The organism is Rufibacter soli (assembly GCF_054781795.1).
This window is the reverse complement of the sequence record NZ_BAAGTS010000002.1, coordinates 1,586,657-1,600,723: the sequence shown is the minus strand read 5'-3', so window position 1 is coordinate 1,600,723 and position 14,067 is coordinate 1,586,657. Positions and strand designations below refer to the sequence as shown.

The window sequence follows — 14,067 nt, the reverse complement described above, 5'->3', positions numbered from 1 at the left end:
AATAATGATAGATCAGAATATAAACCAAATTAGATATTAGCAAACATGCTTTTCTAAAGGGTATAGAAAGGCTTTGACTATATATTGAATCTATATTTTAACGCTAAAATAGACCTTGCCTTTTTTGTTTTACAAAAAGGAGCAGAAAGTAACTGCTCTATCTTAACTAAGCACTAAAATGGATAATTTTAACATGAGCACTAATCTAAAGCCCCTTGACGTGCATAGCTTTTCGGCACCAGAGGTAGCCAGGCTGCACCACGTGGATTGGAACCTACAGATTGACTTTGAAAGCAAGAAAATAAAAGGCTGGGGAGTTTACTTTCTTACCCATGAAAATGCCCCAGAGATCATCTTTGACACCCATCACCTGCACATTACCAGCGTAACCCTGCCTGACTCTGGCGAGGAAATTCCCTTTGCCTTTACCCAGGAAAAGCCCTTTCTGGGCAAGGGGCTGCGTATTCCGCTTGCGCAGGGCGCCGACCAAATAAAAATATCCTTTGAGACCACCCCAGCATCAGCGGCCCTGCAGTGGCTGGAACCCGCCCAAACCGCGGGCAAGCAGTATCCTTTCCTTTTCACCCAATCGCAGGCCATTCTGGCGCGCACCTGGTTGCCTTGCCAGGACAGCCCCAGCATCCGGTTTACCTACACGGCCCAGGTACAGGTTCCAGCGCACTTGTTGCCGCTCATGAGCGCCGAAAACCCGCAAGAGAAGAATGCCCAGGGCACCTATCACTTTAAAATGGAGCAACCCATCCCCTCCTATCTGCTGTCTCTGGCGGTGGGTGATTTGGTGTTTGCCCCGGTGGGTGAACGCTGCGGTGTGTACGCTGAGCCAAGCACCCTGCAAGCGGCCACCTATGAATTTGCTGACACAGAAAAAATGCTTCTGGCCGCCGAAAAGCTGTACGGACCCTACCTCTGGGGCCGATACGACCTTTTGGTACTGCCGCCTAGCTTCCCATTCGGGGGAATGGAAAACCCCAGGCTTACCTTTGCAACACCCACCATCATTGCCGGAGACCGGTCCCTTACCAGCCTGGTGGCCCATGAATTGGCCCATTCCTGGTCGGGGAATTTGGTGACTAACGCCACCTGGAATGATTTCTGGCTCAATGAAGGCTTTACGGTCTATTTTGAGCGGCGTATTATGGAGGCCCTGTACGGGCATGATTATGCTGAGATGCTCCATACCCTGGGGTACCAGGATTTGCTGAATACCTTGCAGGCCTTACGAGACAAACCCCAGGACACTTGCCTGAAGCTTAACCTGGAAAACCGCGACCCCGATGATGGCATGAATGACATAGCCTACGAGAAAGGGAATTACTTTTTGCGACACCTGGAACGGCTGGTAGGGCGCGAGCGATTTGATGCCTTTGTAAATGCCTACTTCAGCACCTTTAAGTTTACCTCCATGGATACGGCTAGTTTTGAGCAGTTTTTGGAAAAACAGCTCATAAACGGAGACGAGGCCCTACGCCAAAAAGTGAATGCACATGCCTGGATTTATGAGCCTGGCCTTCCGGCCGGCACCCCCGGCATAGAGGCCGCCCTTTTCCAGAAGGTCAAAAAAGAACTGTCGGCCTGGCAGGCCGGGACTCCGGCCAAGGATCTTCCCACTACCGGTTGGAGCACCCATGAATGGCTTTTCTTCCTGAGCCACCTCCCCGCAGACCTTACCCAGGCGCAGCTGCAGGAACTGGACCAGGCCTTCGAGTTCACCGCCTCTGGCAACGCCGAAATACAGGCCGAGTGGTTTCAGCACGCCATCCGGCACCAATACCAAGCCGCCTACCCGGCCCTGGAGACTTTCCTGCTGCACGTAGGCCGCCGGAAATTTATATTGCCCCTTTACAAAGCCCTCCTGAAAACCGAGACTGGCGCCCATTTTGCCCGGCAGGTTTACCAAAAGGCCCGGCACAATTACCATACCGTGTCTACCGCCAGCTTGGATCCCTTGCTCCAGGCCTGAGGTTAAAATAGAAGAAGCCCGTTTGGCCTTACCAAACGGGCTTCTTCTTGTAAATTGGCAATTTCTGAAAGGCCCTTCGCCCTGGTTTGCGTTTTAAGCTCGTTTTTACAAAAACAGGCTTAAAACGCAAACCAGGGCCAGGAAGCCAAACTAGTGGAAATTACATTCTCCGTTTGTGGTTTTCGGCTTGCATGTTCACTGAGGTCTCGGCAATGAAGGTCAGTTTCTCATCAGCTTTCTTTTCCTCACTCAGGATTTCCTGAAGCAGGTTAAGTACTTGAGTATGGCCCAAGAATTTGGCATAGGTGCAGGCGGTACCGTAGCCGGCTATCTCATAGTGCTCAAGCCGTTGGGCACAGGCAATGATTCCGGCGTCCATTACCTCAGCATCTGCTTCATGTTTCATAAAGTCTTTGGCTTCCTTGATGATGCCTTCCATGGCCATGCATTTTTCCCCGTGGCCGTTAATGCCTAGTATCTCAAAACACTGCTCTAACCGCTTTACCTGATTTTGGGTTTCCATCATGTGGTCCTGCATGGCCCGGGCCAGGTTGGGGTTAGTGACCCGTTCCATCATTTCGGGCATGGCTTTCATGGCTTGTTGCTCCGCGTTGTAGAGATCGCGCATTTGGTGAATGAACAGGTCATTTAAGGATGTTAGTCTCATAGCTTTTATCTTTTAGTTGACAATCAAACAGATACCTTTTCTATACGGCAGGCAAAGGGGCTAGTTCATGACATTTACCAGAACCTGGTGGCACTACTGCGCTGCCAGAAGTAGACCTACGCCCTCCTTTACTCCGTATAAGCAACATTCAATATTAAGGAAGATCCTTTATGACCATATTTGAGCAGGCTCCAAAGGGCATTCTCATCGCCGTGGGCGGAAACGAAGACAAAGGCACCTACCCCATCCGGAAGAAGAAGTACGGCCTTAATTTCTTTGAACTGGGAATTCTGCGCCGCATCATTGACGAGATGGGGGGCAAACAGGCCAGAATAGAAGTCATCACCTCGGCCTCTATGATTCCGGAGGAAATTGGGGCACTGTACTTAAATGCGTTTCAGGTGCTGGGCTGCCAGCAGGTCAATATCCTGGACATAAGGGAAGAGGAGGAAGCCCAGCTGCCCGAGAACCTGGACCGGCTCAGGAAAGCCAGTGGGGTTATGTTCACCGGCGGCGACCAGTCCCGGCTTTTCCGGATTTTCTCAGGGACGGCCTTTCACCAGATTCTGCAGGAACGCTACCAGAACGAAGATAATTTTGTGATTGCCGGTACCAGCGCCGGGGCCATGGCCATGTCTGACATTATGATCAAAGGCGGCAGCAGCCCGCGGTCCCTGCTCAAGAACTCCGTGAAACTGGACCGGGGGCTGGCCTTTCAGAAAAACGTTATTTTTGACTCCCATTTTGTGAAGCGCGGCCGTTTTGGTCGCTTAATGGAGGCGGTTGCCATGCACCCCTTTAAGATTGGCATAGGACTGGGGGAAGACACCGGCGTATTGATCAGCCAGGGAAACGTGATTGAAACCATCGGCTCCAACCTGGTCATTATCGTAGACGGTCACCACATCAAGCACAACAACACCCCGTATGCTGAGCCGGGCACGCCCCTTTCCATTGAAAACCTGAAGGTACACGTGCTGGCCTTCGGGAACCATTATGATATAAAGGAACGGAAATTCTGCCCGGGTAAAAACCAGGAACCGGCCAAGAAAAGCTAACCCGTTTTGGGGCCGTTTTCAGAAAAACAGGCTCAAAACAGGTTAATCATTGTATATCGCCACTACCGGGGCCTTCCCGCTTACCCAGGCGGCACGGTACATGCCCTCAGAATTGAACGGCATGGCTATTTCTCCGTTGGCGGCCACGGCCACCAGGCCGCCCTCCCCTCCGTGTTCCTTCAGCTTGCCATGCACTACCAAAGAAGCCGCGTCGGCCAGGGAAAGGCCTTTGTACTCCATTAGGCAGGAAATGTCATAGGCCACCACGTTCCGGATAAAATACTCACCATGCCCGGTGCAGGAAATGGCGCAGGTGCGGTTGTTGGCGTAGGTGCCGGCCCCAATAATAGGCGTGTCGCCAATGCGGTTGTAGTTTTTGTTCGTCATGCCGCCTGTGGAGGTAGCCGCCGCCAGGTTTCCGGCTTTGTCGCGGGCTACGGCGCCTACCGTGCCAAATTTTTTGTCATGGGAATGGTCCAGCATGAAAATGTCTGAGTCGCGCAGCTGTTGCCATTGCTCAAAGCGTTGCTGGGTATAGAAATAGGAATCTGGTTCAAAGGCCAGGCCTTGCTTGCGCGCAAACTCCTCGGCGCCAGGGTACCCCAGAAACACGTGATCTGAATGGAAAAGGATCTGGCTGGCCAGTAAAATAGGGTTGCGCACGTTACGCACGCCCGTCACCGCGCCGGCCTCCAGGTTTATCCCGCACATGATGGCGGCGTCCATTTCGTGTTTCCCGTCTTTGTTGAAGACCGCGCCCCGGCCAGCATTGAACAGCGGACAATCTTCCATGACTGCCACCGCCGTCTCTACGGCTGCCAGAGCGGTGCCCCCGCCGTTTAGAATTTCATAACCCGCTGATAAAGCCCGTTGCAGGGCTTCCCGGTAATCAAGGTCCTGGTCCTTGGTGAGCATGGCCCGGGTAATGGTGCCGGCCCCACCGTGCAAGGCCAGTGAAAAGTGTTCAGATGTCTCCATAATCCTTTAAGGTTCTTCTACGGAAAAGGCGGGTGGCTTGATATACGGCTGCACTTTCCCCCGGGTCTGTGTCTTGTCTGTTTTCCTGAAACGTTGATAAATTTAAGTGCCTGACAGGGAATCTTAACCTGCTATTCTTTGTATCTTTGTATGAGTTTACTTTACTAATCTATTAAATTTATCACCTATGTCTTTTGATGTACAGGGAAGATTGCACGAAATCTTTGACGAAACCCAAGTGAGCGAAAAATTCCGGAAACGTGAATTCGTACTGGAGATTCCAGATGGCTCTTATACGCAATACGCCAAGTTTCAGCTTACCCAAGACAAGTGCGGTATTCTTGACAACTATAAAACAGGCGATGAAGTAAAGGTGGCCTTTAACCTGAGCGGCAAGCCTTTCACTAAAAACGGTACCACTATGTACTTCACCAACCTGCAGGCCTGGAGAGTAGAGCACGCTTCTGCGGGCGCGGCGCAGCCGCAGGCCGGTGGCGGATCTTACGCACAAGCTCCGGTGAAGTCCAGCTCCTTCATCAGCGATGACATGGACAACGACCTTCCTTTCTAAGGAAATTCCACCCATACACTTCATTGGAATGCGGCTCTTTACGGGCCGCATTTTTTTGTTTCTTTTTGGCTGCCGGAATTTAAGGCAGCAAAAACCCCATAATTTCCGTAGTGCCTCTTATCTGCTCCTTTTAGAGCCTTGCCTACCATGAACCAACCACCTGAAACCAAAGTAATTGTCATCACCGGCGCCAGCTCTGGCATTGGCAAGGCCACGGCCGAGGCCCTTGCCCAGGAAGGCACCCAGGTGGCGTTGGTCTGCAGAAACGAAGCCAAGGGCCAGAAAGCCATGGCCGAGATAAAAAGAAAAGCCCCGGCGGCCAACCTTTCTTTACACCTAGCCGACCTTTCCTCTATGCAGGAGGTAAGGCAATTGGCCAATGAACTGCAGGAGGCCTTTCCGGTGATAGATGTGCTCATTAATAACGCAGGCCTTATACCGGGGCAACTAGAATTATCACCCGAGGGGTTTGAAATTGGCTGGGCCACCAACCACCTGGCGCCTTTCCTGCTCACCAACCTGCTTATTGACCAGCTACTGGCCTCGCCGCAGGGCCGGGTCATCAATGTCACTTCAGAGGCGCACCGCCTGGGGCAGATTGACTTTACCCGCGCCGGCCTGCCCGAGCAGTACAGCGCTTTGACCTCCTATGCAGATTCCAAGCTGGCCAACGTGTTTTTCACCTATGAGCTGGCCCGCCGCACAGAATTCACCAATCTTACCGTGAACTGCCTGCACCCAGGCGTGGTGGCTTCCAACTTCGGGCAGAACAGTAATTTCTTTATCCGGCATTTTTTCAGGCTAGGACGTTTGTTCATGAAATCGCCGGCGGCGGGGGCCCGCGGCTCTGTGCACCTGGCCACCTCCCCGTATGTGACTAAACTGAGCGGCAAGTACTTTAAAGGCAAACAGCAGGCAAACTCCTCCAAGGACTCTTATAACGCCCACATTGCCCGCCGCCTCTGGGACATCAGTGCCGAGCAAACCGGTTTCGACCTTGCCTAACGTTTTTCCCTGATCCATGCACGGCATCCATGACTTAACCTTGCTTATCCTCCAGGGGGAAGGCGACACGCTGGAGTTCAAGAAAACCATTTCACGGCCAGACCGCATCGCCCGCACCCTGGTTTCCTTTGCCAATACCCGCGGTGGCCAGATTCTGGTGGGCGTGCAGGACGATGGCTCTGTTTGCGGCGTAGACCCTGATGAGGAAATCTATTCCCTGGACCTGGCGGCCAATTTTTTCTGCGACCCGCCCGTTAGGGTCTTTTACCAGGAAGTGGACATGGACGAAGGCACCGTTCTGAAAGTGCATATTCCTGAAAGCACCACCAAACCCCATTTAGCCAAGGTTAAGGAAAATGACTGGCGCGGCTACGTGAGGGTAAAGGACGAAAGCGTGCAAACCAGCCGCCTGGTGGAGAAATCCCTTACCCTTGAACCCGAACCAGAGCCCATCCAGGAAAAGGAAGATTACCAGCAGGCTCGCCTCCTGGAACTGCTCCAGAAGCACCGGCGCCTCACCATCAAGCAGGTAATGCAGCTGGCCAACCTTTCCAGGAGGCGGGCGCACCGGTTGCTGGTAGAGTTAGTGCTGCAGGGCCGTATACGATTGCATGACAAGGAAAAAGAGCCCTTTTTCACGTTAAGCTAGCTATGGCGGGTTTAAACACCAGTTTTATCAGAACAAGCGTTCGTCATGCACCTGAATAATTACAGCTAATCTCTATCTTTGGCAAAGAAAAATCCATAAACCTATTACTATGCAAGCATTAAGAGGAACAGGTGTAGCCTTGGTGACTCCCTTCAAAGCCGACCTTTCCGTGGACATAGAGGCCTTTGGCCGTTTGATTGATTTTACCTTAGATAATGGCGTAGATTACCTGGTGGTGAACGGTACTACCGGCGAGTCGGTGACCACTACCCCAGAGGAGCGAACCCAGTTGCTAGCTTTTGCTAAGGAGCGCATAGCAGGCCGCAAACCGCTGGTGTACGGCTTGGGGAGCAATGACACCCAATATGTGCTGGACCAAATCAAAAAGCTGGACTTTACGGGCATAGATGCTATCCTTTCGGTTTGCCCTTATTACAACAAGCCATCACAGGAAGGAGTATTTCTGCATTACACCGCTATAGCTGAGGCGTGCCCTGTGCCCGTGATTCTCTATAACGTGCCCGGCAGAACCGGTATCAATATGACGGCGGCCACTACTTTGCGGCTGGCGCAGCACCCCAACATCATTGGCACCAAAGACGCCAGCGCAAACATGGAGCAATACATGGCTATTCTAGACGGTAGGCCAGAAGGTTTCCTGGTGATCAGTGGCGATGACATGCATACCGTACCTTTGATCTCTGTGGGTGGAGACGGAATTATTTCGGTACTAGCCAATGCCTTTCCAGAGCGGTTCAGCCGGATGACGCGCCTGGCCCTGGAAGGAAATTTTAAAGAAGCCGCCCCTTTGCAGCGTTCTTTTGGCAAGATTAATCCGCTTATGTATGAAGAAGCCAACCCAGTGGGCTTGAAAGTGGCCCTGGACCAAGTAGGCATCTGTGGTCCTTACGTGCGTCTGCCGTTGGCGCCAGCTTCTGCCAGCCTGGTACAGCGCGTGAAAGAGGCTGCCGCTCCCCTCCTGGCCTAAGTTGCGTTTCTAAGCCATTTTTCTAAAAACAGATGAAAAACAAATTCTTATGGCTGGCCGCCTGCTGCCTTCTGCTGACCCAGTCTTTACGGGCGCAGACTTCAAACCCAGGTGAGGCCACGGAACTGGTTACCGAAAATGGGAACCTGAAAGGTGCCTTGCTTATCCCGGCGGGTGCCAAAAAGATGCCGGTGGTCCTGCTCATTTCAGGGTCAGGCCCCACGGACCGGGACGGGAACAACCCGGCCATGAAAAACAACAGCCTAAGAATGGTAGCCGAGGCGCTGCAAGCCCAGGGCATTGCCTCTTTGCGCTATGACAAACGCGGCATTGCCGAAAGCAAAGCGGCCGGACTATCTGAGGCAGACCTTCGGTTTGATCAATATGTGCAGGATGCCACCGCCTGGACGCAGAAACTCAAACAAGACAAACGGTTTAACAAGGTAATTATCCTGGGCCACAGCGAAGGGTCTTTGATTGGCATGATTGCGGCCCGGGAAGCCAAAGCCAATGGGTTGATTTCAGTGGCAGGCGCTGGTCAATCGGCGGACAAGGTGATACGGGAGCAGTTGGCCCCGCAGCCCCAGATGGTGAAAGACATGGCCTTTCCGGTGCTGGACCAGTTAGTTCTGGGCCAAACTGTGGCTGATGTTAACCCTATGATGGCTTCCTTGTTCCGGCCCAGCGTGCAGCCTTACCTTATTTCCTGGTTTAAGCTTGACCCACAAGTGGAGCTAAAGAAACTTACCATTCCTGTACTTCTGGTCCAGGGCAACCAGGACATACAAGTGGGTATGCAGGAAGCCAAACGATTGGCAGAAGCGCAGCCAAAGGCGAAACTGCTGGAAATAAATGGTATGAACCATGTCCTTAAAGAGATAATAGGAGATAGAACGGCCAATATAGCCACCTACTCTAACCCCACCCTCCCGCTGGCCCCCGAACTGATGCCAGCCTTGGTTAATTTTATAAAAGGCCTGAACTAACCGTAAAGGAATTAAAAAGAGGAATCCCGTTTTGGGCCTGTTTTCTGAAAAACAGGCCCAAAACGGGATTCCTCTTTTTATCTGGGTATACTGGCCCTTTTACCAACCGGTGGTCAGCAGGTCTGCTATGTGCAGCATTTTAATAGGTTTGTTATTCTTCTTGCTGTAGGCCTCCAGGTGCATGAGGCAACTGGTGTCTGTAGAGACAATGTACTCGGCCCCGGTGCTCAAGGCGTTTTCTACCTTCTGCTCGGCCATAGCCACGGAGATGGCATCAAACTTAGCGGCGAAAGTGCCGCCAAAGCCGCAGCAGGTCTCCGTATCGCGCATCTCTACCAGTTCCAGGCCTTCCACCATTTCCAGCAGCCGCCGCGGGCCTTCTTTAATCCCGCATTCGCGCAGGGCGCTACAGGAATCGTGGTAGGTGACTTTGGCGTTTAGTTTGGCCCCCGGGATACGGGTTACCTGCAGGACATCCGTGAGAAACTCTGTTAATTCCAGCACCTTACGCTCCATGGTGCGGTAGCGCGTGAAGTTGGAGGAGGTTACAAAGATATTGGCATAAGCATTCCGGATCATGCCTACGCAGCTGGCTGAGGGCGCCACTATGTAATCACTGTCCTCGTTGCTGAAGTCTTCCAGGAACTTGTCTGCCACGGTACGGCACTCTTTCTGGAAGCCGGCGTTGTAGGCAGGCTGGCCGCAACAGGTTTGGTTTGAATTATAGCGCACCTTGCAGCCAAGGGACTCCAGCAGTTTGACCATGTTCCAAGCAGTCTGCGGAAACATCTGGTCAATGAAGCAGGGAATGAAAATATCTACTACCGGTTGTGGCATAGGTTTAGAGCGAATGGAAAACCTGAGACGCCAAAGCCATGGCCCTGGAAAACGCCTCGCTATCTAGGCCCAAAGGTACGCCTTTCTCCTGGAAATAGGACAGCATTTTCTCAGTGGGCATGTTGCCTACCAGCTCGTCTTTGGCCATGGGACAGCCCCCATACCCCAACAAGGCCCCGTCCATGCGGCGGCACCCGCTTTCATAGGCGGCTTCCACTTTTTCGCGCCAGGTATTGGGGTTGGTGTGCAGGTGCGCGCCAAACTCAATGTGCGGGAAAGCGGGAATGAGTTCAGAGAAAAGGCTCGTAATGGTGGCGGGCGTAGAAACCCCAATGGTATCTGACAGGGAAATGATTTTTACTCCCAGCGCGTCCAGCTTTTGGGTCATTTCGCCGGCCAGGGCTGGCTCCCAGGCTTCTCCGTAAGGGTTCCCGAAGCCCATGGACAGGTACAGCACCAACTCTTTGCCTGCCTTTATGCACAGTTCCTGCATTTGGGCCACCTCATCCAGCGCCTGGGCAATGGTTTTGTTGGTATTGCGTTGCTGGAACTCTTCAGACAGAGACAAAGGAAAACCCAGGTACCGGATCTGCCCAAAGGCAGCTGCTTGCTCGGCGCCCCGCACATTGGCCACAATGGCCAGCAATTTTGTCTGTGACAAAGAAGTATCCAACCGCTCCAGCACCTCAGAGGTATCGCGCATCTGCGGGATGGCCTTAGGAGAGACAAAAGACCCGAAATCAAGGGAGTCAAACCCCACCTGTAGCAGAGCCTGGAGGTAGGTTACTTTCAGGTCAGTAGGCACAAAGTCGGCCATTCCCTGCATGGCATCACGGGGGCATTCAATAATTTTCATGAAGAAGAGGATTTACAAACCATGAATACGTGAAGGTAGGTATCTTTAGCAAGTCTTTTTCGCTGGGGCTGTACAAAAAAACGGTCTGGCCTGTTTTACGCGACCTCCTTAAAACACCACTCTATGAACCATACGCACGCTGCCCTGTTTTCAAAAGATCCGCTCCTCTACCAGTTGGTAATGCATACGGCTCCTTTACCAGAACCATCCAGCGCCAAACCCATTTATGAGGCCTTGCTCAGTTCCATCATCTCGCAGCAATTGTCAGTGAAGGCAGCGGCCACCATCAAGAAGCGTTTTTTCGGGCTGTTTCCCGGGGAAGAACCCGACCCGGCCTTTGTGCTTGCCCTCCCCCTGGAGGAATTGCGGGCGGTAGGGTTGTCTGGCCAGAAAGCCGGGTATATCAAAAGCGTGGCGACCCATAAGTCTGAAGGGAAACTGGAAGACCAGGAATTGGCGCATCTGCCAGATGAGGAATTGCTGGCAAGGCTGGTCCAGATCAAAGGCGTGGGCCGCTGGACCGCCGAAATGATTCTGATGTTTGCCCTGCACCGCCCAGATGTGATGCCGGTAGATGACCTGGGCATTTACAATGCCATGAAACGGCTGTACCACTTTGAGGAGACCGGGAAACCGGCCAAAGCAAAGATGCTGGAACTCTCCCAGGCCTGGCGCCCCCACCGCACCCTGGCCTGCAGATACCTCTGGCATTCACTGGACAATATGCCTTTGACCAATCCTGAGCCTTGAATTAAAGGTGATAAGCTTTGTCCCATAGGCTGGATAATAAACCAAGAGAGCTTTCCCTCTAATATTCCTTACAATTAGGAGATTATATTATCTTTCAATTTAAACGATTAGCGCTTTGCCATGAAAGAAAACCAAACCCCAGAATGGCTTCATAATTTACAGGAAAGCTCTTGGGAGCTTGAGCTTTTGATTTCGGGTGGGGCTATTTTCTCTTTGATTCAGGCCTCAGATTTTTTAATTGAGAGCGTGCAATCTATTAAGATCACCACGGGTCTGGTAGGGACAGACATGCTACTGCTTTTGGCAACTTTTGGGGTAAAGATTTTAACGGTGGGCTTTATTCTGCACTTGGCTTTACGTGCTTTTTGGGTAAGCTTGGTGTGCGCCAATTATGCCTACCCCACTGGCGTAAAAACCAGTAAAATAAAATGGAAAAGGCCTTTTAAAATTAACGTTACTGAAAACTCAGATTTATATGACCTCATTCTTAGCACCAACAAGCTTTGCAGCATGGTCATGTATTTATCTATTATATCTAGCTTTATATTAGCTGGTTATATCCTGGTAGCATTTCTGTTACTTTCATTGCCTTCGGTTTTGTTTAATTTTGAACTGGGCGCGGGTTGGGAAACGTACTTTTCCATTTTCTCCTGGGTATCCTTCTTTTACTTTATAGATTTATTCTCTTTTGGGGGCTTAAGGAAAATCCCTTATTTATCTTATCTCCTGTACCCTTTTTTCAGGCTTTTTGATATCCTTTCCTTAAGGTTTGTGTACCAGAAAGCGCTTTGGGTATACAACACCAATGTAAATAAATGGAAGTTATTTGCCGCCATTAGCGTGTTTGTGACCATAGCGTTTTTTTATAGTTATGCCTCTGTCTACAAAACCTTTAAATGGCATAATATCTTTGACCAACGGGAGTTCAGGTTTCAACTAGCCGATAACCCTGTCATGAATTATGGTTATTATAAAGATGAATTAGGGTCTGAAAAAGTGCAGGGCGTGGCTATTCCCTCTAAATTAATTGACACAGATGTGCTGGAGCTTTTTGTGGTTTACCGGAAATTCTGGGACCAGGACTTTAAGCAAAAAGACACCCGCAACAGGTACCTTACCGATCTGGCCCTGGTCAAGATAGACGATAGCGTCTACCAGGCTTTAGAGTGGTTTCCTACCTGGAACCGGTCTTATGACCAACTGGGTATTACCACCATGATTCCAATTGATCAGCTTCCTTTGGGGGCACATACACTCACCCTTCAGCGCAAAAGCGATTCTACCGTTTCTGTGGTTGTTCCATTTTGGAAGGTCTCAAAATAAAGCTAGGCGCAAGGAAACGCAATACCTATAAAGGTGCAAAAAACCGTTTTAAGCCTGTTTTTGGAAAAATAGGCCTAAAACGCTAACGCATCTTCTGGCGCTTGACCAGATAAGACTGAAGAACTTTTTCTAAAGGGTCACGCAGGTCCACGGAAACCAGGTCTATGCGGTATTGGCCACAACGCAGCTTCAGATCATTCTTGAACTGGCGCATGGCCTGTACATAGGCTTCGCGAATCTCAGAGGGCTGTACCTTTATCTTTTCGCCGTTTTCCAGGCCGGTAAACAAGAAGGGTTTGTCCGGGAAGTTAAAGTCTTCTTCGGTTTCGCCGTGGGTAAAGTGGAACAGAAGCACTTCATGTTGCTGGTGCCGCAGGTGCTGCAGGGCCAGGAAAATCTCATCCAACTGCTCGTATTGACTTAGCAGGTCGCTGAAGAGAATAACCAGGGAGCGTTTGGGCAACTGCTGGGCATTGTGGTGCAACATGCCGGCCACCCTGGTCTCTTTTTGCGGGGGCGCCGGTTTCTGCAGTTGCTGCTGCAGGGCCAACAAAAGCGTATGCAAGTGCGCACCCGTAGACCTGATGGGGGTCTGTAATTCAATCTGGTCTGAGAAAGTGGTAAGGCCTACGGCGTCGCGTTGGCGTTGTAACAGGGTGGCCAGGGCCGCGGCGCTTAAGACGGCATAGGCCAGCTTGCCATAATTGTGGGAAGGATAATACATAGATCCTGAGACATCCAGCAGAAGCTGGCACCGCAGGTTGGTCTCTTCTTCGTAGCGTTTTACAAAGAGCTTGTCTGTGCGGGCGAAGACTTTCCAGTCCATGTGGCGCGTGCTTTCACCGCTGTTGTAAAGACGGTGCTCTGAGAATTCCACTGAGAAGCCGTGGTAGGGTGACTTGTGCAGGCCCGTAATGAACCCTTCCACCAATTGCTTGGCCAACAGTTCCAGGTTCTGCAGATGGCGTACACTGTCTAAATCCACGGTTAGTTTACTCATACCTCTTCGTTTGCCTTTTTTTGGAGGGCCAGGGCCGTTTCTTTGTCCACTCTGGAGATTTTCACGTTGCCCATGCCAGCGTTTACAATACCCAATTGATGGGCGGCCTTCTTAGAAACGTCAATCACAAACCGTGAATTGCGGCTCATGCGGTCATTAATCCGGACTATCACGCTTTTGCCGTTCTGGAGGTTACGCACCTGCACATAGCTGTGGAGCGGCAGGGTGGCGTGCGCGGCAGTTAAGGCCTCAGGGTCATAGCGTTCGCCGCTGGTGGTTTTCTTCCCTACAAAGGAACGGGCATAAAAGGTAGCTTTTCCTTGCTTTATGGGTGTTTCAGCAAAATTTAAAAGGGGCAGGAAACAAAGGAAAAGACAGAATAGCTTTTTAGACATGTAGGTTTGTTCTTTCAGAACAT

Annotated in this window: 15 protein-coding genes; 9 read left to right on the top strand and 6 right to left on the bottom strand. The window is 51.3% G+C overall.

Features of this window, described 5'->3' with window-relative positions; genetic code table 11:
* Positions 1-193: 193 nt before the first annotated feature.
* A complete protein-coding gene (locus ACYVJQ_RS08575) occupies positions 194-1,981 on the top strand; it encodes a M1 family metallopeptidase (protein ID WP_460892662.1) in 1,788 nt (595 codons plus the stop codon).
* Between the two features lie 160 nt (positions 1,982-2,141).
* On the opposite strand, the gene ACYVJQ_RS08570 is transcribed toward ACYVJQ_RS08575, so the two are convergent.
* A complete protein-coding gene (locus tag ACYVJQ_RS08570; RefSeq protein ID WP_460892661.1) occupies positions 2,142-2,648 on the bottom strand; it encodes a YciE/YciF ferroxidase family protein in 507 nt (168 codons plus the stop codon).
* Positions 2,649-2,818: 170 nt separating this feature from the next.
* Here ACYVJQ_RS08570 and ACYVJQ_RS08565 point away from each other — a divergent pair, with 170 nt between their 5' ends.
* Complete coding sequence (locus ACYVJQ_RS08565) at positions 2,819-3,706, top strand: cyanophycinase (protein WP_460892660.1); 888 nt, start codon at positions 2,819-2,821, stop codon at positions 3,704-3,706.
* A 42-nt stretch (positions 3,707-3,748) separates the two neighbouring features.
* Here ACYVJQ_RS08565 and ACYVJQ_RS08560 read toward each other — a convergent pair whose 3' ends face one another.
* Positions 3,749-4,684, bottom strand: a complete 936-nt coding sequence (locus ACYVJQ_RS08560) for an isoaspartyl peptidase/L-asparaginase family protein (RefSeq protein ID WP_460892659.1) — start codon at positions 4,682-4,684, stop codon at positions 3,749-3,751.
* A 187-nt stretch (positions 4,685-4,871) separates the two neighbouring features.
* Between ACYVJQ_RS08560 and ACYVJQ_RS08555 the strand changes: the two genes are divergently transcribed.
* From ACYVJQ_RS08555 to ACYVJQ_RS08535, 5 genes are all read left to right on the top strand, one after another.
* Positions 4,872-5,255: a DUF3127 domain-containing protein gene (locus tag ACYVJQ_RS08555; protein ID WP_460892658.1), complete on the top strand. Its 384-nt coding sequence runs from the start codon at positions 4,872-4,874 to the stop codon at positions 5,253-5,255.
* A gap of 147 nt (positions 5,256-5,402) precedes the next feature.
* The gene (locus ACYVJQ_RS08550) at positions 5,403-6,260 is read left to right on the top strand and encodes an SDR family oxidoreductase (RefSeq protein ID WP_460892657.1); all 858 of its coding nucleotides are present in this window, start codon (positions 5,403-5,405) and stop codon (positions 6,258-6,260) included.
* A gap of 16 nt (positions 6,261-6,276) precedes the next feature.
* Positions 6,277-6,909: an RNA-binding domain-containing protein gene (locus ACYVJQ_RS08545; RefSeq protein WP_460892656.1), complete on the top strand. Its 633-nt coding sequence runs from the start codon at positions 6,277-6,279 to the stop codon at positions 6,907-6,909.
* Between the two features lie 109 nt (positions 6,910-7,018).
* Positions 7,019-7,897: a 4-hydroxy-tetrahydrodipicolinate synthase gene (gene dapA, locus ACYVJQ_RS08540; RefSeq protein WP_460892655.1), complete on the top strand. Its 879-nt coding sequence runs from the start codon at positions 7,019-7,021 to the stop codon at positions 7,895-7,897.
* 32 nt (positions 7,898-7,929) lie between these two features.
* Positions 7,930-8,883 carry an alpha/beta hydrolase gene (locus ACYVJQ_RS08535; RefSeq protein WP_460892654.1) on the top strand — a complete coding sequence of 318 codons (954 nt, stop codon included), beginning with the start codon at positions 7,930-7,932 and terminating at the stop codon, positions 8,881-8,883.
* A 99-nt stretch (positions 8,884-8,982) separates the two neighbouring features.
* Here ACYVJQ_RS08535 and ACYVJQ_RS08530 read toward each other — a convergent pair whose 3' ends face one another.
* On the bottom strand, positions 8,983-9,720 hold the full coding sequence (locus ACYVJQ_RS08530; RefSeq protein WP_460892653.1) for a (Fe-S)-binding protein: 738 nt from the start codon (positions 9,718-9,720) through the stop codon (positions 8,983-8,985).
* Positions 9,721-9,724: 4 nt separating this feature from the next.
* Positions 9,725-10,576, bottom strand: coding sequence for a hydroxymethylglutaryl-CoA lyase (locus tag ACYVJQ_RS08525; RefSeq protein ID WP_460892652.1), 852 nt, complete (start codon positions 10,574-10,576; stop codon positions 9,725-9,727).
* A 123-nt stretch (positions 10,577-10,699) separates the two neighbouring features.
* Between ACYVJQ_RS08525 and ACYVJQ_RS08520 the strand changes: the two genes are divergently transcribed.
* Both ACYVJQ_RS08520 and ACYVJQ_RS08515 read left to right on the top strand, forming a co-directional pair.
* Positions 10,700-11,326 (top strand): DNA-3-methyladenine glycosylase family protein, encoded by a 627-nt coding sequence (locus ACYVJQ_RS08520; protein ID WP_460892651.1) that lies wholly within the window; start codon positions 10,700-10,702, stop codon positions 11,324-11,326.
* 120 nt (positions 11,327-11,446) lie between these two features.
* A complete protein-coding gene (locus ACYVJQ_RS08515) occupies positions 11,447-12,649 on the top strand; it encodes a hypothetical protein (protein ID WP_460892650.1) in 1,203 nt (400 codons plus the stop codon).
* Between the two features lie 82 nt (positions 12,650-12,731).
* Here ACYVJQ_RS08515 and ACYVJQ_RS08510 read toward each other — a convergent pair whose 3' ends face one another.
* Together ACYVJQ_RS08510 and ACYVJQ_RS08505 are read right to left on the bottom strand one after the other, a co-directional pair.
* Positions 12,732-13,649: a DUF58 domain-containing protein gene (locus ACYVJQ_RS08510; protein WP_460892649.1), complete on the bottom strand. Its 918-nt coding sequence runs from the start codon at positions 13,647-13,649 to the stop codon at positions 12,732-12,734.
* Positions 13,646-14,044, bottom strand: a complete 399-nt coding sequence (locus tag ACYVJQ_RS08505; RefSeq protein WP_460892648.1) for a septal ring lytic transglycosylase RlpA family protein — start codon at positions 14,042-14,044, stop codon at positions 13,646-13,648. The genes ACYVJQ_RS08510 and ACYVJQ_RS08505 overlap by 4 nt, the downstream gene beginning before the upstream one ends.
* Positions 14,045-14,067: the final 23 nt, after the last annotated feature.